Source organism: Cytobacillus sp. T106, assembly GCF_040492155.1.
Taxonomy (GTDB): Bacteria; Bacillota; Bacilli; order Bacillales; family Cytobacillaceae; genus Bacillus_AB; species Bacillus_AB infantis.
In genome coordinates, this window is record NZ_JBEUMK010000024.1 from 25,399 (window position 1) to 42,432 (window position 17,034).

Here is a 17,034-nt window from a genome sequence, read left to right on the forward strand (position 1 = left end):
TTGTCCCTCCCCCAAGAGTCCATAACGCATGCAAAAAAGGAAACAGCCCTGCTTCAGACAGGGCTGCTTTATCATATAGATTGGCTTTTACTGCTTCATCTGCCCCTGATTCAATTCATCCATTGCTTCCTGCACAAGGGTGACTGCCTGGCTCATCGCTGCGCCGCCGCCAAAAGCCGCTGTGACGCCGACTGCTTCGAGCACCTCTTCCTCACTAGCCCCCTGGTCAAGACAGCCTTTCACATGATAAATAATGCAGTATTCATCCTGTGAATACAGGCTGATTCCAAGGGCAATCAGCTGCTTTTGCTTTTGGGAGAGGCTGCCTTCTTTAAAGCATGCCTCAGTGAATGCATTATAATGCTGGGCAAGGTCCGGCATTTTTTGTGTAAATGTGCCAAGGCCCATTTTATAGTCATGAAGAGCTGCTTCGATTGAATTTGACGGTTCGTATGAATGCTCCATTCGTGTCCACTCCATTCCTGAAATCTTTAACATCATTAGTATGTTTTATTTTCAGAAATGCTATGCGGGCTCGACATGGCTGTTTTTTTACATAAGAAAAGGCAGCCTGCATTCTCAGCGGCTGCCTTTTTCTATTATTACTCAGATACAGGAACGACTGCACCTTCGTATTTTTCAAGGATGAAATCCTGGATTTCTTTAGAGTGGAGCACTTCGACAAGTGCCTTAACCGCTTCTTTATCTTCGTCGCCGCTCTTAACAGCGATGACGTTCACATATGGAGATTCCTTGTCTTCGATTGCAATTGAATCTTCAATTGGGTTTAAGCCTGCATCAATAGCATAGTTAGAGTTGATCAGAACTGCATCGCCTTCATCGTTGTTGTAAATCTGCGGAAGGAGGGAAGCTTCATATTCTGTATCAAACTCAAGGTTTTTCTCGTTCGTTTCAATATCGTCAATTGTTGCCTTGATTTTATCTACGCCTTCTTTAAGTGTGATAAGGCCTTCTTTTTCAAGCATAGTCAGGATACGGCCGTGATCAGCAACTGAATTGCTCATCAGGACTTTCGCACCGTCTGGAAGTTCATCAAGGCTCTTGTATTTCTTTGAATACACACCGATCGGCTCAATGTGGATTCCGCCTGCATTGACGAAATCATAGTCATTTTCTTCAATTTGCGCTTCAAGGTACGGGATATGCTGGAAATAGTTTGCATCAAGCTCTCCGGAATTCAATGCTTGGTTAGGCAGGATATAGTCCTGGAATGTTACGACTTCAAGTTCAATGCCCTTTTCTTCCAAAAGCGGCTTAGCTTCTTCAAGAATTTCAGCGTGCGGGACATTGGAAGCTCCCACAACCAGTTTGGATGTTTCTTCTTTCCCGCTGTCCGCATTTCCGCCGTCAGCATTATCTTCAGATGTTCCGCATGCTGAAATGACGAGCGCTACGGCAAGTGCCAATACAAGTGATAACCATTTTTTCATTAGTTAAGTCTCCTTTTATCGTTTGTCTAGTTTAGAAGTTATGATATCTCCAATTACTTGGAGGATAAACACAATCAGCAGGATGACGATGGTCGCCATCAAGGTTACATCAAAGCGGTTCCGCTGGAAGCCTTCCAGATAAGCAAGGTTCCCAAGTCCTCCTGCACCGATGACTCCTGCCATTGCGGTAAAGCCCACAAGCGAGATGGCTGTAACAGTAATGCCCGATACAAGAGCCGGCATAGATTCAGGGAGGAGCACCTTAAAGATGATTGTGCTCGTTCTTGCACCCATTGACTTGGCTGCTTCAATGACGCCTTTATCAATTTCCCGCAAAGCAATTTCAACCATACGGGCATAAAATGGTGCCGCACCGATGATCAGTGCAGGCAAGGCAGCATTTTCTCCGATCATGCTGCCCACAAGGAATTTCGTGAACGGGATCAGCAATACGATTAAAATGATGAACGGGATGGACCTGAATACATTGACAAACGCCGCTATAATTTTATTGATGAGTGCATTTTGCCAGATGTTCCCCCTGGAAGTAAGGAAAAGCAGCAGGCCGAGCACAATCCCCAATACGAATGTAACCAGTACAGAAATGCCAGTCATATAAAGCGTTTCATTCGTTGCTTCCCACATCTTATCCCAGTTAACATTTGGGAAAAATTCATTAAGCATTCGAAATCACCTCCACGCCAACCTGCTGTGCATGGATATATTCAATCGCTTTGGCAATTTCGTCAGCCTGCCCATCTAGATGGATGAACAATGTTCCATAAGAGCCGTTTTGAGTCTGCGAGATTTTCCCTTGAAGGATATTAACTGTCAACTCAAAGGAACGGATCAGATTCGTGATGAGCGGCTGTTCAGCCGATTCCCCGACGAAGGACAGCTGTACGACTTTTCCATGCGGATACAATCCAAGCAAGGCCTCTGCTGTCTCTTTTGTTTCCTCAGGTTCTGTGACCTGCTGGACGAATCTCTTTGTGATCTGCTCGCGCGGATTTTTAAACACTTCCAGGACAGGGCCGATTTCCACGGCCTTTCCGCCTTCCATGACAGCTACCCGATGGCAGATCTTCCTGATTACATGCATTTCATGGGTAATAAGTACAATGGTCAGTCCCAGGCGGCTGTTGATGTCCACTAGCAGATCCAGAATGGAATCCGTTGTCTGCGGGTCAAGCGCCGAGGTTGCCTCATCGCACAGAAGCACCTTCGGGTTATTTGCAAGCGCCCTGGCAATCCCGACGCGCTGCTTCTGCCCGCCGCTCAGCTGGGAAGGGTAAGCATCCTCACGGCCGTCAAGGCCGACAAGGTTGATGAGCTCATTGACTCTTTTTTCTCTTTCCTGGCGCGCAACCCCCGCAATTTCCAGCGGGAATGCAATATTGTCTCTTACGGTCCTTGACCAGAGAAGGTTAAAGTGCTGGAAAATCATGCTGATTTCCTGGCGCGCTTTGCGCAGCTCCGCACCCCTGATTTTTGAGATCTCCCTGCCGGCTACCGTAACCGTTCCCTCTGAGGGAAGCTCAAGCCCGTTCAGCATCCGTATCAAGGTGCTTTTCCCTGCACCGCTGTAGCCGATCACTCCGAAGATTTCACCTTCCTTGATTTCAAGGTTGACATCATCAACTGCTTTGACCGGGCCTTTTTTTGACGAATATATCTTTTTAACATCTTTTATTGAAATCAATTGCCGTATTCACCTCTTTTATATCCAATTAGACAAATGGCTTTACAGAGATATATCATCCTGCCAATCCCCATAAGAGTAGTTTCCTGAAACCAGGGCAAGATTATTCCATGGCTTCAAGACAGGAGACTTTTCTGTAAAAATAAAAATGCCTTTCTGCATGTGAGCAGAAAGGCATGATGGAAAAACCTTTCTCTCATCTGCCAAAGCTAAAAGCTTTGTGTGAATTGGCACCATTTCAATAAACATTGACGGTTGCCGGGCTTCATCGGGCACATCCCTCCACCTCTCTTGATAAGAGCTATCATATATGAAGTTCATTTTCATTCATTAGCCATTTTTGAATTACGAGTGCTATCGTATCATGGATGAAAAAGGGTGTCAACAACAAAGTTTAATGCTAAAAATTACCGGCTGATTCCTGAAGTTCATACCTTCCCTGCCAGTGAATGGCTTCCGGTTGCGGCTTCAATTGCCTGCTCCAGGTCCTCGATCAGATCTTCGGCATTTTCTATGCCAACAGAAATGCGGATTAGATCCTCCGGCACCCCTGCTGACTTCAGGCCTTCTGAATCAAGCTGCTGGTGAGTGGTGCTGGCAGGATGGATGATGAGGCTTTTGGCATCGCCGACATTGGCTACATGCGCCCACAGTTCCAGGCTGTTGATCAGCTTGGCACCGGCCTCCCTGCCTCCCTCAATGCCAAATACAGCCACAGCTCCGGCTCCTTTAGGCAAATACTTATCAGCAAGTGCCTTATCAGGATGGCCTTCATCCCCCGGATAAAGCACCCAGGTCACAGCAGGGTGATTCTTTAAATACTCTGTCACTTTCTTTGTATTGCTGATATGCTCCTTCATCCTCACATGCAGTGTTTCAAGACCGAGAGTGAACTGGAATGCGTTCTGCGGGCTGAGTGCCGGCCCCAGGTCCCTCAGCAGCTGGACTCTGGCTTTGACGATAAAAGCTGCCGCGCCGATTGCTTCACTGTACACCAGGTTATTGTAGCTTGGGTCCGGATTGGTGAAGCCAGGGAATTTGACTGAATTCCAGTCAAAACGACCTGCGTCTACTATGACGCCCCCCATTGTCGTCCCATTTCCCAGTAGCCATTTTGTCGCTGAATGGATCACGATGTCTGCCCCAAAATCAATCGGCCTGCAGAGATATGGAGTGGCAAAGGTATTATCAACTATCAGCGGAATACCTGCTTCATGGGCAATTTCCGCCACTTTCTCAATATCGAGGACCTTTAAGCTTGGATTGCCGATTGTTTCAGCGAATACAGCTTTTGTTTTTTCATTGATGGCCTCCCTGAAATTTTCCGGGTCCTCGGGATTGACCAGCTTTACATTGATTCCGTATTTAGGAAGAGTGACGGCAAATAAATTATATGTCCCTCCATAAAGATTTGAAGCTGCTACAATTTCATCTCCGGCCTGGGCAATGTTCAGGATGGCAAGAGTGATGGCAGCCTGGCCGCTTGCAACAGCAAGTGCCCCTACGCCGCCTTCAAGCAGTGAGACCCTTTCCTCAAATACAGTAACTGTCGGATTATGGATTCTTGTATAGATATAGCCCGGCTCCTTTAAGCCGAACAGATTGGCGGCGTGCTCTGTATTCTGGAACTGATAAGCATTATTCTGATAGATCGGCACTGCCCTTGCCCCTGTTGCAGGGTCAGGCTGCAGTCCTCCATGTACACCAAGTGTTTCAAATCGATAGTTCTTTTGCTTCTCTGCCATTGTTCTCTCTCCTTCGGGTTATCAGATATTTTCATTATGCCGGATCACTGCTGGTAACAATAAAAGCCCCTCTGCAGAAGAGGGGCTTTTTCGCTCAACTTATCTGCCAGAGATCATGCTCTGCTGGAATTAGCACCGTTCTATTGCCGGTTGCCGGGTTTCATCGGGCCAGTCCCTCCACCTCTCTTGATAAGAAATATGAAATTTTTAGCGTGCTTGAAGTTAAAATGATAGTATCATAACCAGCAAAAAAGAGTCAACTGATTTTTTAGAAAGTTCAGTTTTATATTTCTATGAATGTTCGACAAATAGAAAGGCTTATGACAATTTCCCGAGAAATATCCGCTTATCATACAATCTTTGCTGTATTTGTTCTTCCAGAAGGCTCTGAAAGCCTTCTGAATACGACAAAAAAGTATGTAGAGCCTATTAAATATAAGACTGCAGTTATGGTGAAGACAATAGAATATCCCCAATAGTCTCCGTATTTGATGACAAGGCCTGTAGAGACAGGGCCCATCACTGCCCAGCCCAGATTGAACACCATCTGATTCACCGAGCTGGCCAGGCCTCTTTTGGAATCATCCACCTTCGACATCATCAAAGACATCTGGATCGGATTTCCCGCATTCATTAAAGCCTGCCTGAATAGAAAGCCAATGGCGGCCAGCCATAAATTCTCTGTGTAAGCAGTCAGTAGAAGGAAAGGCAGGGAGGAAAGCTGCAGGAAAACGACTGCCTTTACCTCCCCGATCCTCCTTACCACCTGGGGACCAATGATCATGGCCGCTGCCGTAGCTGCCTGACCGAGGGAAATAATCAGCCCGATTGCAGAATTCGACGCATGGAAACGGTCTGCAAAATATAGATTTAGGTAAGGTATGACAAGCCCTGCCCCAAATCCGATAAACAGCTGTGCTGCAGCGAACAGGATGATGATCTTGAAACCATCATCCTTCAGAGAAAACCGTGTGCTTCCTTTAGCTCCGCCGATTTGCGGGATTTTATCGCTTCGGTTTTCCTGAAAGCGGAGTATCGGAAATATTCCCGCCAGATAGATGGCTCCTCCCAGCAGTAAAGTAAACCGTATGCTCGCCAGCTCCGAGAAATAAAAAGCAAACAAGTCAGTCAGCAGTCCGCCGCTTAAATTGCCGATGACATTGGCTCCTGTCATAACAGCGAAATGGATGCTGAACAAATGAACCCTCTGCTCTGGCTTGGAATTCTCTGTCAGCCAGGGAATGGAGGATACCTGAATGAAGGCCGTCCCCAGCCCTGTGCCAAAGGCAAACACGATAAGCAGGCTCTGCATGTCAACCATGCTCCTGGCAAGCAGAATCACACCGGTTGCAGCAGCCCCGAACTGCATAGCCTTCTTCCGGCCGATCCTGTCGCTCATAATGCCTGCGGGGATCAGCACAAGGGCTGTCGCCAATGCAGTCATCGCTATGATCTGGCCATTCACCTGCTCTGAATAGCCAAGCTCCCGTATATAAAAATTATAAATGACCATAAAAATGCCCATTCCGATCTGCGTGAAAATATTGGCTGCAAAAGCCCGGCGTATATTACTGTTATATCCGCGGATCTGTTCAGCCCATTCCTGATAAAAAGCCATTTTATATGCCCCTCGCATTTATTTCGTTTCCCTAAATAATCATAATATCGTTTAGAGAAAAAATCCATCCTTTTCCTTTGAATCTTCTGGTTTTTCTGCTAAATAATCCGGAACATTTTATCCATTGACCATGATAATCCCTGGACACTGGCCGCGGACAGATGCGCAAACAGTAAAAAGCCTGTACCAGCCGGGTGTCCTACCCTCTAGTACAGGCTTTATTATTTACAGCAGATATTCTTTTGTTTTTTCCAGCAGGTATGGAACAGAGTGGAATGCGTATATTTTTTCTGCCAGCTGTCCCTCCCGGAAAAATAGCAGGCAGGGGACACTTTCTACTGACCACTTGCCGGCCAGGTCAGGAAAATAGTTCAAGTTTGCCTTTCTGCATTCAATTCCCGGGAGTACCTCAAGGGTCACTTCCAGCATCCGTCCAGCCATCTGGCATGTTCCGCACATCGGTGTGTAAAGATAGAGCATCCATGTCTCCCTGTCTTTTTCATACCGTTCCAAATCCCCAAGCATCAGTTCTTGCAACCCCATCATCCTCTATCTAAAAACTCAGCATAAACGTCTATATTTGCGCCAAGCAGAACCGTTGCAAGATGCTGCTCCGGTGCAGTGGCCACTTCCCGGTACATTTTATCAATATAAAGATGTGCTGCTTCCGGGAATTCCCGTTTGAACTGCTTTCTCAGCTTTTCGCCGGATTCATCTGCATCCACCAGAATATAAACATCACGGTCAAATAATTCGTCAATCAATTCATCCAGGCGGGTTATGCTGATTGTCCCGTTCGTACAAATGATTTCAACAGGCTCCTTAATAATATTCTTAACCTTGCGCTTATCAGAAGTGCCTTCGACAATAATTACCTTTTCTATGTTTTCTGCATGCATATTCATCACCTGACGGGAGTTGATATTTTTACTTTACCTTATTCTATGTTCGGCAAAATGGTGTTGAACTCCTGCCTTGCTTTCGGAAAACGGGCAGGCGGTCACTTGCTGAAAAACACCATCCCCGCATTCCGCCTGATCAAAATCCGCCCATAAAAGAGCCGGCAGATCCTTATTTACCCTTTTTTCTGCAAAAAAAACAGCGGCAATGCCCGCTGCTTTCTTTAGCACCAGCCGCCTTCATCGCAGTCCGTATAACGGGCTTCCGGCTGCTCTGTTGAAGTAATATGCTGGTAGATTTTCTGTTCATTCTGCTCAAAGTGATGATCAAGGGTAAATGAAGCACCTTCAGGCATCGGCGCTTCCCCGATCATCTCATTTCCAAGATAAAGCTCCAGCTTACCGTCCTTCAGCCTTCCTGTGACCCGATCGGTAATATCGATCTTTTGCTGTTTCAGTGTCATTAGAATCCCACCTTTTTTACTTTCTTAACAATAGAATGCCCTTCTAATGGAAAGAAACTATGGGAAATTAATTACATTGAGTGAAGTAAGAAAATAACGGAAAGAGAAAGCATAAAAAGCGCCTGCAGCAGGCGCTTATCTCTTTTAATCTTCGTTGGTCATCTCTTCATATTGTTCAGCAGTCATCAGCTTGTCCACTTCGCTGCTGTCTGCAGGCTCAACAACAACCATCCAGGCCTTTTCATAAGGAGATTCATTTACAAATTCAGGGCTGTCATTCAGCTCTTCGTTGATTTCAACCACCTTGCCGCTGATTGGAGCATATAATTCAGATACAGTCTTTACAGACTCAACGCTTCCAAAAGGCTCATTTACCGTGATGCTGTCCCCGACTTCAGGAAGCTCAACGAAAACGATGTCCCCGAGCTCTGATTGAGCAAAATCGGTAATGCCGACCCGTACTTTTTCTCCTTCAACTTTTACCCATTCATGTTCTTCTGAGTAACGCAATTCCTTAGGTATGCTGCTCACAATAATCCCTCCAAGATTCTAGTTCTTTACCGGGCTTAAGCCTTCGCTATAAAGGAAATAGCAGATGATGCCTTAAAGCCATGTTTTAGCAAAATCCTCTTCTTTGAAACCGACTGTCGCTTTTTGGCCGTCGAATGCCAAAGGCCGCTTTATCAGCATTCCGTCAGATGCAAGCAAGTCCAGCAGCTCTGTGTCGGACATGGTTTTCACCTTGTCCTTCAAACCTAGCTCCCTGTACTTCTGGCCGCTCGTATTAAAGAATTTTTTAATATCGAGGCCGCTTTTTCTATAAGCATCTTCAAGCTCAGTGCGTGAAGGAGGATTTTCGACAATATGTACTTCATGGTAAGGAACGCCGTTTTCTTCAAGCCATTTTTTGGCCTTGCGGCATGTCCCGCATTTCGGATACCAGTAAAAATTCAGCAGCAAATTCTGCACCACCCAATCGTTTCTATCCAAACTCACAGGCTGATCACCCATTTAATTGCATACTATCATATTTTCGGCAAAATTCATAACCTTGAGTTTTAAAAATTTCGTCAGATTGAAGTGTCCAAAAACAGCAATTGCCCCTCCGGATAGAGGAGCAATGCGTCTTTGCATTTTCAGTTAAGGATAACTCCTATTTATTTCTGATTACAGTACATAACGCTCAGCGTCGATCAGCTTCTCTGAAGCCTCGCGCTTTTTGGCGATCAGATTGATCGGTGTGTGGCGGGTAAATTTACGGAGAGCGGAAAGCATCATGCGCAGTGCGTCCCCATCCTCTGCAGCAACCAAAGTCTCTTTCGCATCCTGTTCGATCTTATTGAATGCCTCCTGGCAGAAAATCTGTGTGTAGAGAAGCTTTTGCTTGCTCTTTTCAGCGCCGTCCTTGCTGATAGCCTTTTCTGTACGGAGAACCGCTGATTCCATTGCATAGGCATTGGAAACGATGTCTGCAATATTGACCAGGATTTCCTGCTCTTTTTCAATCGCTTTGCCAAACTTCTGTGCTGCAAGCCCTGCTGCAAGCAAGCCGATTTTCTTGGCATTCTTCACCAAATATTTTTCCTGTGCCAAAGGCTCATCTCCAGGCTCCTCAGGCATCAGCATCATCAGCTCTTCCTGGAGCGCCTGAGCTTTCTGGAATAATGGCAGCTCTCCTTTGAAAGCCTTGCGCAGGTAAGTGCCAGGCACAAGAAGGCGGTTGATTTCGTTTGTACCTTCAAAAATCCTGTTGATGCGGGAATCGCGGTAGATCCTTTCAATTTCATATTCAGCCATGAAACCATAGCCGCCATGCAGCTGCACGCCTTCATCGGCAATATAGTCAAGGACTTCTGTGGCAAAAAACTTGTTCAGGGAGCATTCGATTGCGTACTCTGCAATCGAGTTGGCAACTTCCTTGCCGTTCTTTACTTCTTCCTCTGTAAGCCTGCTCATCCGGTCCTCGAACAAACCGACTGTACGGTAGACAGAGCTCTCAGCCGCATACAGCTTTGCAGCCATATTGGCAAGCTTCTCTTTCGTAAGGTTGAATTGGGAAATCGGCGTTTTGAACTGCTGGCGCTGATTTGTATATTGTACAGTAACCTCGTACGCGCGCTTGGAAGCTCCTACTGCTCCTACTCCAAGCTTGTAGCGGCCGATATTCAGGATATTGAAAGCGATGATATGCCCCTTGCCAAGTTCACCCAGCAGATTTTCCTTCGGCACTTGTGCATCTTCCAGGATCAGCGTCCTTGTGGAAGAGCTCTTGATGCCCATTTTCTTTTCCTCAGGGCCCGTGGAAACGCCAGGGTATTCCCTCTCAACGATGAAGGCGGAGAAATGCTCTCCGTCCACTTTCGCATAGACGACAAACACATCGGCAAAGCCGGCATTGGTAATCCATTGCTTCTCACCGTTCAGGACATAGTGAGTGCCTTCAGCATTTAATTTTGCAGTTGTTTTTGCCCCGAGTGCATCGGAACCTGAACCCGGCTCAGTGAGTGCATAGGCAGCGATCTTTTCGCCTGTCGCCAAAAGAGGCAGATATTTTTGCTTTTGTTCTTCATCTCCGAACAGCACGATTGGAAGCGACCCGATTCCCACATGGGCACCATGGGTGATTGAGAATCCGCCTGCACGGGACATTTTTTCAGCGATAAGAGCTGAGCTTACCTTATCAAGGCCAAGCCCGCCGTACTCTTCCGGCACATCTGCACCAAGGAGCCCAAGGTCCCCTGCCTGCTTCAGCAGCTTAACAGAGCGGTCGAACTCATGGTTCTCCAGGTGTTCAACCTGCGGGACCACTTCATTTACCACATAATCTTCAGTTGTCTTGGCAATCATTTTCTGCTCATCAGTATAATCCTCCGGTGTAAACACACGGTCATAAGATACATCTTCAATCAGGAAGCTTCCGCCTTTGATTACGTTTTCTGTCTGGTTAGACATCTTTATTCCTCCATTCAATTGAAGGAGCGCTGGCTCCGGTTTTTTATTGAATACCATATTTTTCACTATAATTGCTGTCTTTTAGAGAAGCTCGAATACGCCCGCTGCACCCATGCCACCGCCGATGCACATTGTGACAACCCCGAACTGCTGATTGCGGCGCTTCATTTCGTGCAGAAGCGTTAGCGTCAATTTTGCACCTGTACAGCCGAGCGGGTGACCAAGTGCAATTGCTCCGCCGTTTACATTCACCTTATCCTCATCAAGGCCAAGCTCCCTGATGATCTGGATGGATTGAGATGCAAATGCCTCATTCAGTTCGAACAGGCCGATATCAGACAGCTCCAGGCCGGCAAGTTTCAGTGCTTTAGGAATGGCCACAATCGGCCCGATTCCCATTACTTCTGGAGGCACACCGCCAACGGCAAAGCTTCTGAACTTGGCCATCGGCTTCAGGCTGAGGGAATCTGCTTTCTCGCGGTCCATCACCATGACCGCGGCAGCGCCGTCGCTTGTCTGTGATGAGTTTCCTGCTGTAACTGAACCTGTGACAGAAAAAGCTGGACGGAGCTTGCCGAGCGTATCGACCGTTGAATCAGGGCGCACTCCCTCATCTGTAGTGAATTGAACGTTTTTCTCAACAAGCTTATTGTCCTTTCCGACTGAACGGAAGGTCACATCCACCGGCACAATTTCATCCTGGAACTTGCCTTCCTGGATCGCTTTTGCCGCTCGCTGATGGCTCCGGACCGCGAAAGCATCCTGGTCTTCACGGCTGATGCCGTATTTTTTGGCCACTTCTTCTGCCGTATGCCCCATGCCCATATAATATTCAGGTGCACTTTCCGCGAGCTTTGCATTCGGACGGACCACATGGCCCATCATCGGCACAAGGCTCATTGATTCAGCCCCGCCTGCGATGACAGTGTCCGCACTGCCTACCATGATTTTTTCTGCAGCATAAGCAATGGTCTGCAGGCCGGAAGAACAATAACGGTTTACTGTTACTGCCGGCACTGTATGAGGCAGCCCGGCAAGCGCCCCGATATTGCGGGCCATATTCAGCCCCTGCTCAGCCTCCGGCATGGCACAGCCGATAATCAAGTCATCAATGTTGCCTTCATAGCCTCCGGCACGCCTTAAGGTTTCTTTTACAGCCAGTGCCCCCAAATCATCTGGACGGACATGGGCGAGCGTTCCTTTTTTCGCTTTGCCGACGGGCGTCCTGGCACCAGCAACAATAACTGCTTCTCTCATCGTTCATTCCCTCTCTTTCTATGGATGTTCGAGATTTAATCTATCAATCTGTTAATATGTCAGTTGCGCAATGGCTTTCCTTTTACAAGCATATGCTGCATGCGCTGCTGGGATTTCGGCTGCGCTACCAGGCTGAGGAAAGCTTCTCTTTCCAGATCCAGAAGATACTGTTCATCAACTTCCGTCCCGTATGGCACCTTGCCGCCGGCAATGACATACGCCAGTTTTTGGGCAATTTTTAAATCATGTTCAGAAATAAAGCCGGAATACAGCATCGCCTGTGCTCCAAGGAGAAGCGTCGCATATCCCGTTTCACCGACTACAGGAATCTTCTTCCTTACCGGCGGCGTATAGCCTTGTTCATGGAGAGCAAGTACAGCCTGCTTTGCATCATACAGCTGATGGTCTCCATTCACGCTGATTCCGTCTGCAGCTCCCAGGAAGTTATTTTCCCTTGCTTCCTCCCCTGAAGTTGATACCTTGGCCATAGCAATGCTTTCAAATACTTTGTTGGCCACTTTTTGCAGGTCAAACTCCACTCCGTTTGGCATGCCTTCAAGATGCTTGATATACAGCTCCTTGTTGCCGCCTCCGCCAGGGATGAGGCCGACCCCGGCTTCCACAAGGCCCATATACGTTTCCATCGAAGCCTGGATGTGTGCTGCCGGCAGGCATATTTCCGCACCTCCGCCAAGTGTCATGGCAAATGGCGCAGCCACTACCGGCTTGGTGCTGTACTTGATTTTCATCATCGCCTGCTGGAAATGACGGACAACCATATCCAGTTCAAAAACATTATCATCCTGCGCCTCCATCAGAATCATGGCCAGATTGGCGCCGACGGAGAAGTTTTTGCCCTGGTTGCCGATGACAAGACCCTTGTAGTTCTTTTCAACCTCATCAACCGCAAAATTGATCATCTGGATGATATCGAGTCCGATCGCATTGCTTTGTGAATGGAATTCAAGAAGGGCAACCCCGTCTCCAAGGTCCAACAGGCTCGCACCTGTATTTTTCTTGATGACTCCCTTTTGTTTTTTAAGCTTCTTTAAATTAATATTCTTTGGATTTTCTTCTTCCGGCACATACTCGCCGTTTTTATAGAAGGAGATATCTCCGTTTTCTTCCTTATAGAAGGATGTATGCCCATTGGAGAGCATTTCCTTGATCCAGGCAGGGACTTCCTTGCCTTCTGCCTCCATTTTGCCGACTGATTTCTCGAGTCCGATAGCATCCCAAGTTTCAAATGGGCCCATTTGCCAGCCGAAGCCCCATTTCATGGCTTTATCGATGCTTGTAACATCATCTGCAATTTCGCCAAGCAGCTCGGCAGAGTACAGAAGCGCCGGGCTGAGGATGCTCCAGAGAAGCTGTCCGGCTTTGTCATCCGTATATACAAGCGCTTTCAATTTATTGGCCAGCCCTTTTTCCTGTTTGCTCATTTCAACCGAAGCAGCTTTCAGCTTTTGGCGCGGCCCGTACTCAAGTGTGTCCGGATTGAGTTCAAGGATTTCTTTTCCTTCTTTCTTAAAGAACCCCTGTCCTGATTTGCTTCCAAGCCAGCCATTCTCAAGCATCTGCTTCATGAATGCCGGCACTTCAAAGGCCTCTTTTTCCTTGCCGTCCACCTGTTCATATACGTTGTTCGCCACATGGATGAACGTATCAAGCCCAACCACATCCAGAGTCCGGAATGTAGCGCTTTTCGGCCTGCCGATCAGGGGACCTGTCACAGAGTCTACCTCTCCTACACTATAGCCGCCCTTGAGCATTTCCTGGACTGTGATCAGAAGGCCGTATGTCCCGATGCGGTTTCCGATGAAATTCGGTGTATCCTTTGCTTCAACCACGCCTTTGCCCAGTACATCTTCACCAAACTTCTTCATAAAAGAAAGGACTTCAGGTGCTGTCGTTTTTGCAGGAATTACTTCCAGCAGTTTTAGATAGCGCGGCGGATTGAAGAAGTGGGTGCCGATAAAGTGCTTCTGGAAATCATCAGATCTTCCTTCAGCCATGCTGTTGACGGATATTCCGGAAGTGTTGGAGCTGACAATGCTGCCAGGCTTCCTGAACTGGTCAACTTTCGCAAATACCTGCTTTTTTATATCCAGATTTTCGACGACTACTTCGATAATCCAGTCAACATCTTTTAAACGTTCCATATCATCTTCAAAATTGCCGGCTTCAAGCAGCGCAAGGCTTTTTTTGGATGTGAGCGGAGCCGGCTTCTGCTTAAGAAGCTTTTGCAGCGCTCCCTGGCTGATCCTGTTTCTGATAGCTTTATCCTCCAAAGTCAGGCCTTTCTTCTGCTCTGCCTCATTTAATTCACGAGGCACGATATCCAGCAGCAATGTCGGGATGCCAATGTTCGCCAAGTGTGCAGCAATGCCCGAACCCATTACACCGGAACCTAATACTGCTGCCTTCTTAATTTGTTGGATCAATTTTGTTTCCCCCTTTGACACTTTTGAATGAACACTCATTCATTTTCCTGATAAAAAAAATGGCAGAGAATGAGTTCTGTTAGTTAATACTATAAGATATTTCTGAAATTTTCGCAATATTTAGCAGTGAAATTTATTAAAATTTACAATCTCTGGCTTATAGTGAATTATCTTTGAATGGACAACCTAGTATGGAAGCTCACCCAATAAGGAACGGCGCTGATATCTGGCAATTGCCGTTCTTCGGGTGGGCATTCCCCGATAGCCGAGATTGGCAGGCAGGAGGTGAACAGGATGAAGCATAAGAAAAATCCTTCAAAAGCAGGCGTGAGCGCCGCCAGCGTAAAAGGTGACGCAGGCCCGACAGTTGAACGTGACGGCGGAGGAAAAAGAAACAGCCAGAACAATCAGTATAAGAAGTAAGAATTGCTGCAGGGGAGCGGGAGGCCGCTCTCTTTTTTTATGATTTATGAGGGGTGGCGAGGTGGATGAGATGGAAATTAAAGGGGAGATTTGGGTGATCAGGGGGTTTGTGGAGGGTTGGCGGGAGCTTTAGTGGGTTGTATTTGAGGATATTAGCAACTTTTGGGGTTTATTAGCAAGTTTGGTGATTTATTAGCAACTTTTTTGTTTTATTAGCAACTTCTGGATTTTATTAGCAACTTTCAGCCTTTATTAGCAACTGGCCGCTTTCCGCCACTATCACTAAACGCCTGCCCGTTTTTAGGGACTCTCTCCTTGCACAAGGGTAGCCAACCGACGCATCCGGCCTCCTTTATTTGCGAGATTTCCGATTTATTTGCGTGTTTCAGCTTTTATTTGCGACTTTCTGATTATATTTGCGACTCACAATTTTTATTTGCGACTTCTCCATTTTATTTGCGACTCCCCCGTCCACACCACCAGCCAGCTCCACATCAAAACATCAAAAAAGCCCAGCAGATCCCCGCTGGGCCTTACATACCTATTTCTTAACCATACCCTTCAACACGAATGCCACATTGGCCGGGCGTTCTGCGAGCCTGCGCATGAAATAGCCGTACCAGTCTGTTCCATAAGGGACGTATACCCTCATTTTGTAGCCTTCATTGGCCAGCTCCAGCTGCCGCTCATTGCGGATGCCGTAGAGCATTTGGAATTCAAATTGACTGTTCGGGATGTTATGTTCCCTGACCAGCTGCTTTGTATAGTCGATAATTGCATCATCATGGGTGGCAACGGCTGTGTAGTTGCCGTTCAGGAGATGCATTTTGATGATTTTCTTGAAGTTTTCATCCACGTCTTTCTTTTCCGGGAATGCAACCTCCGGGGATTCTTTATAAGCACCCTTTACAAGCCTCAGATTGGGCGAATATTGGTTTAGGTCGTCCATATCGCCCTCTGTCCTGTACAAATAGGCCTGGATGACTGTCCCGATATTATCGTATTCCGATTTAAGCTGCTTGAAGATATCAAGTGTCTTCTGGCAGCGTGAATAGTCTTCCATATCGATCGTGACAAACACGCCGTTTTTCTTGGCTGCCTCCAGGATGCGCCTCATATTCCCCATTACCACATCATCGGAAATATCAAGGCCCATGCTCGTCATTTTGAGCGACAGCTGTGAATTGATTCCTTCACGGCCGATTGCTTCGATTGCCAAAATTGAGTTATCCGCCATTTCCCTTGCTTCTGCCTCATTGTCCACGAATTCGCCCAAATAATCAATGGTCACCACAAGACCCTTGCTGTTAAGATCTTTAATTACGTTGACTGCCTGGCTGATCATTTCCCCCGCAACGAAGCGGCTGGCCCCAAAACGAAGGCCGTACTTCTTCGCAAGCTTTGTCAGCGATTTATTTTTGGATAAAAAGAGAAAAAAGTCCCTCATTACTTGTTCCATAATGGCTCCCCCTTGAAAACGCATACATTTTGGATAATTAAGCCCTGTCTTTCAGCGAAATCCGGGCAGTGGCAAAGGATCATGATTCATGGATCACATTCAATTTTGTATATGGTCAATTTTCTGAAATGTGCCTTTGATAACCATAATTCTATCATCTTTCTCTTTATTTGAATATAATTTTCCGAGAAATTTAGCGAGATTTGTCGGCTGATGGCCAAACTCTTCTATTTACTGTAATCTCGCTTTTTCCGGCCTCTATTAAATGCTGCTCCCTGCCTTTCATTCTGCTCTTCCAGCTTTTTCTTGTATAGCAAAGCTGCATAATAAAAGGACCTTCCGCCCTGGAAGATCCTTCATTAGTCGCTTCTGTTATTCTCTTCTTTACGCTTTGCTTCATTAAGCTCCTTGATTTCCATGATCAGCTTCTTGACCGAATCCTTCGACTCCGGGCAGGATCCATTCCAATGGCGGGCAAGTGCTGGCATGGACTTCGCGATATGATTATAAAGAATCCATACCTTCACCTTTTCAGTCATTTCCTCATTAGCTTCGCCAACAAGAAGTTCTGTATATTTACTATAAAGGCCTTCTATTTCTTCTTTGAATTTTGGATCCAT

17 protein-coding genes and 2 riboswitches are annotated in these 17,034 nt (G+C 46.8%); of the genes, 1 reads left to right on the plus strand and 16 read right to left on the minus strand.

Annotated features, from left to right (window positions below):
* Nucleotides 1-87: 87 nt before the first annotated feature.
* The 14 genes from ABU165_RS23860 to ABU165_RS23925 all read right to left on the minus strand — a co-directional run bounded on the left by ABU165_RS23860 (nt 88) and on the right by ABU165_RS23925 (nt 14,529).
* Complete coding sequence (locus ABU165_RS23860) at nt 88-465, minus strand: carboxymuconolactone decarboxylase family protein (protein ID WP_022544352.1); 378 nt, start codon at nt 463-465, stop codon at nt 88-90.
* A 137-nt stretch (nt 466-602) separates the two neighbouring features.
* On the minus strand, nt 603-1,451 hold the full coding sequence (locus tag ABU165_RS23865) for a MetQ/NlpA family ABC transporter substrate-binding protein (protein ID WP_009791483.1): 849 nt from the start codon (nt 1,449-1,451) through the stop codon (nt 603-605).
* Nucleotides 1,452-1,466: 15 nt separating this feature from the next.
* Nucleotides 1,467-2,135, minus strand: coding sequence for a methionine ABC transporter permease (locus tag ABU165_RS23870; protein ID WP_009791484.1), 669 nt, complete (start codon nt 2,133-2,135; stop codon nt 1,467-1,469).
* On the minus strand, nt 2,128-3,153 hold the full coding sequence (locus ABU165_RS23875) for a methionine ABC transporter ATP-binding protein (protein ID WP_009791485.1): 1,026 nt from the start codon (nt 3,151-3,153) through the stop codon (nt 2,128-2,130). The genes ABU165_RS23870 and ABU165_RS23875 overlap by 8 nt, the downstream gene beginning before the upstream one ends.
* Nucleotides 3,154-3,346: 193 nt before the next feature.
* Nucleotides 3,347-3,454, minus strand: a riboswitch (SAM riboswitch).
* A gap of 127 nt (nt 3,455-3,581) precedes the next feature.
* The gene (locus ABU165_RS23880) at nt 3,582-4,898 is read right to left on the minus strand and encodes an O-acetylhomoserine aminocarboxypropyltransferase/cysteine synthase family protein (protein ID WP_094769831.1); all 1,317 of its coding nucleotides are present in this window, start codon (nt 4,896-4,898) and stop codon (nt 3,582-3,584) included.
* A gap of 96 nt (nt 4,899-4,994) precedes the next feature.
* A riboswitch (SAM riboswitch) is annotated at nt 4,995-5,094 on the minus strand.
* A 153-nt stretch (nt 5,095-5,247) separates the two neighbouring features.
* Nucleotides 5,248-6,516 (minus strand): MFS transporter, encoded by a 1,269-nt coding sequence (locus tag ABU165_RS23885; protein ID WP_094769830.1) that lies wholly within the window; start codon nt 6,514-6,516, stop codon nt 5,248-5,250.
* 225 nt (nt 6,517-6,741) lie between these two features.
* A complete protein-coding gene (locus ABU165_RS23890) occupies nt 6,742-7,059 on the minus strand; it encodes a thioredoxin family protein (RefSeq protein ID WP_371931670.1) in 318 nt (105 codons plus the stop codon).
* Nucleotides 7,059-7,415 (minus strand): toprim domain-containing protein, encoded by a 357-nt coding sequence (locus ABU165_RS23895; protein WP_022544356.1) that lies wholly within the window; start codon nt 7,413-7,415, stop codon nt 7,059-7,061. Before ABU165_RS23895 ends, ABU165_RS23890 begins: the two co-directional genes overlap by 1 nt.
* A 224-nt stretch (nt 7,416-7,639) precedes the next feature.
* On the minus strand, nt 7,640-7,879 hold the full coding sequence (locus ABU165_RS23900) for a YusG family protein (protein WP_009791492.1): 240 nt from the start codon (nt 7,877-7,879) through the stop codon (nt 7,640-7,642).
* A 144-nt stretch (nt 7,880-8,023) separates the two neighbouring features.
* Nucleotides 8,024-8,410, minus strand: coding sequence for a glycine cleavage system protein GcvH (gcvH, locus tag ABU165_RS23905; protein ID WP_009791493.1), 387 nt, complete (start codon nt 8,408-8,410; stop codon nt 8,024-8,026).
* A gap of 72 nt (nt 8,411-8,482) precedes the next feature.
* The gene (locus ABU165_RS23910; RefSeq protein WP_009791494.1) at nt 8,483-8,839 is read right to left on the minus strand and encodes an arsenate reductase family protein; all 357 of its coding nucleotides are present in this window, start codon (nt 8,837-8,839) and stop codon (nt 8,483-8,485) included.
* A 207-nt stretch (nt 8,840-9,046) separates the two neighbouring features.
* On the minus strand, nt 9,047-10,831 hold the full coding sequence (locus ABU165_RS23915; protein WP_009791496.1) for an acyl-CoA dehydrogenase family protein: 1,785 nt from the start codon (nt 10,829-10,831) through the stop codon (nt 9,047-9,049).
* A gap of 81 nt (nt 10,832-10,912) precedes the next feature.
* A complete protein-coding gene (locus ABU165_RS23920; protein WP_094769825.1) occupies nt 10,913-12,088 on the minus strand; it encodes an acetyl-CoA C-acetyltransferase in 1,176 nt (391 codons plus the stop codon).
* Nucleotides 12,089-12,147: 59 nt separating this feature from the next.
* A complete protein-coding gene (locus ABU165_RS23925; RefSeq protein ID WP_318060819.1) occupies nt 12,148-14,529 on the minus strand; it encodes a 3-hydroxyacyl-CoA dehydrogenase/enoyl-CoA hydratase family protein in 2,382 nt (793 codons plus the stop codon).
* Nucleotides 14,530-14,826: 297 nt separating this feature from the next.
* Here ABU165_RS23925 and ABU165_RS23930 point away from each other — a divergent pair, with 297 nt between their 5' ends.
* Entirely contained in the window at nt 14,827-14,955 is a 129-nt protein-coding gene (locus ABU165_RS23930; RefSeq protein ID WP_009791500.1) for a YuzL family protein, read from the plus strand.
* Between the two features lie 541 nt (nt 14,956-15,496).
* Here the strand turns inward: ABU165_RS23930 and ABU165_RS23935 are convergent.
* The gene (locus ABU165_RS23935; RefSeq protein ID WP_094768565.1) at nt 15,497-16,414 is read right to left on the minus strand and encodes a proline dehydrogenase family protein; all 918 of its coding nucleotides are present in this window, start codon (nt 16,412-16,414) and stop codon (nt 15,497-15,499) included.
* Nucleotides 16,415-16,773: 359 nt separating this feature from the next.
* Nucleotides 16,774-17,034 carry a YusU family protein gene (locus ABU165_RS23940; RefSeq protein WP_009793152.1) on the minus strand — a complete coding sequence of 87 codons (261 nt, stop codon included), beginning with the start codon at nt 17,032-17,034 and terminating at the stop codon, nt 16,774-16,776.

Excerpts from the sequence above, each read along its gene's own strand:
- ABU165_RS23860 (WP_022544352.1), bottom strand. The coding sequence starts at position 465 with ATGGAGCATTCATACGAACCGTCAAATTCAATCGAAGCAGCTCTTCAT.
- ABU165_RS23865 (WP_009791483.1), bottom strand. The coding sequence starts at position 1,451 with ATGAAAAAATGGTTATCACTTGTATTGGCACTTGCCGTAGCGCTCGTC.
- ABU165_RS23870 (WP_009791484.1), bottom strand. The coding sequence starts at position 2,135 with ATGCTTAATGAATTTTTCCCAAATGTTAACTGGGATAAGATGTGGGAA.
- ABU165_RS23880 (WP_094769831.1), bottom strand. The coding sequence starts at position 4,898 with ATGGCAGAGAAGCAAAAGAACTATCGATTTGAAACACTTGGTGTACAT.
- ABU165_RS23885 (WP_094769830.1), bottom strand. The coding sequence starts at position 6,516 with ATGGCTTTTTATCAGGAATGGGCTGAACAGATCCGCGGATATAACAGT.
- ABU165_RS23890 (WP_371931670.1), bottom strand. The coding sequence starts at position 7,059 with ATGGGGTTGCAAGAACTGATGCTTGGGGATTTGGAACGGTATGAAAAA.
- ABU165_RS23895 (WP_022544356.1), bottom strand. The coding sequence starts at position 7,415 with ATGCATGCAGAAAACATAGAAAAGGTAATTATTGTCGAAGGCACTTCT.
- ABU165_RS23900 (WP_009791492.1), bottom strand. The coding sequence starts at position 7,879 with ATGACACTGAAACAGCAAAAGATCGATATTACCGATCGGGTCACAGGA.
- ABU165_RS23915 (WP_009791496.1), bottom strand. The coding sequence starts at position 10,831 with ATGTCTAACCAGACAGAAAACGTAATCAAAGGCGGAAGCTTCCTGATT.
- ABU165_RS23920 (WP_094769825.1), bottom strand. The coding sequence starts at position 12,088 with ATGAGAGAAGCAGTTATTGTTGCTGGTGCCAGGACGCCCGTCGGCAAA.
- ABU165_RS23930 (WP_009791500.1), top strand. The coding sequence starts at position 14,827 with ATGAAGCATAAGAAAAATCCTTCAAAAGCAGGCGTGAGCGCCGCCAGC.
- ABU165_RS23935 (WP_094768565.1), bottom strand. The coding sequence starts at position 16,414 with ATGGAACAAGTAATGAGGGACTTTTTTCTCTTTTTATCCAAAAATAAA.
- ABU165_RS23940 (WP_009793152.1), bottom strand. The coding sequence starts at position 17,034 with ATGGATCCAAAATTCAAAGAAGAAATAGAAGGCCTTTATAGTAAATAT.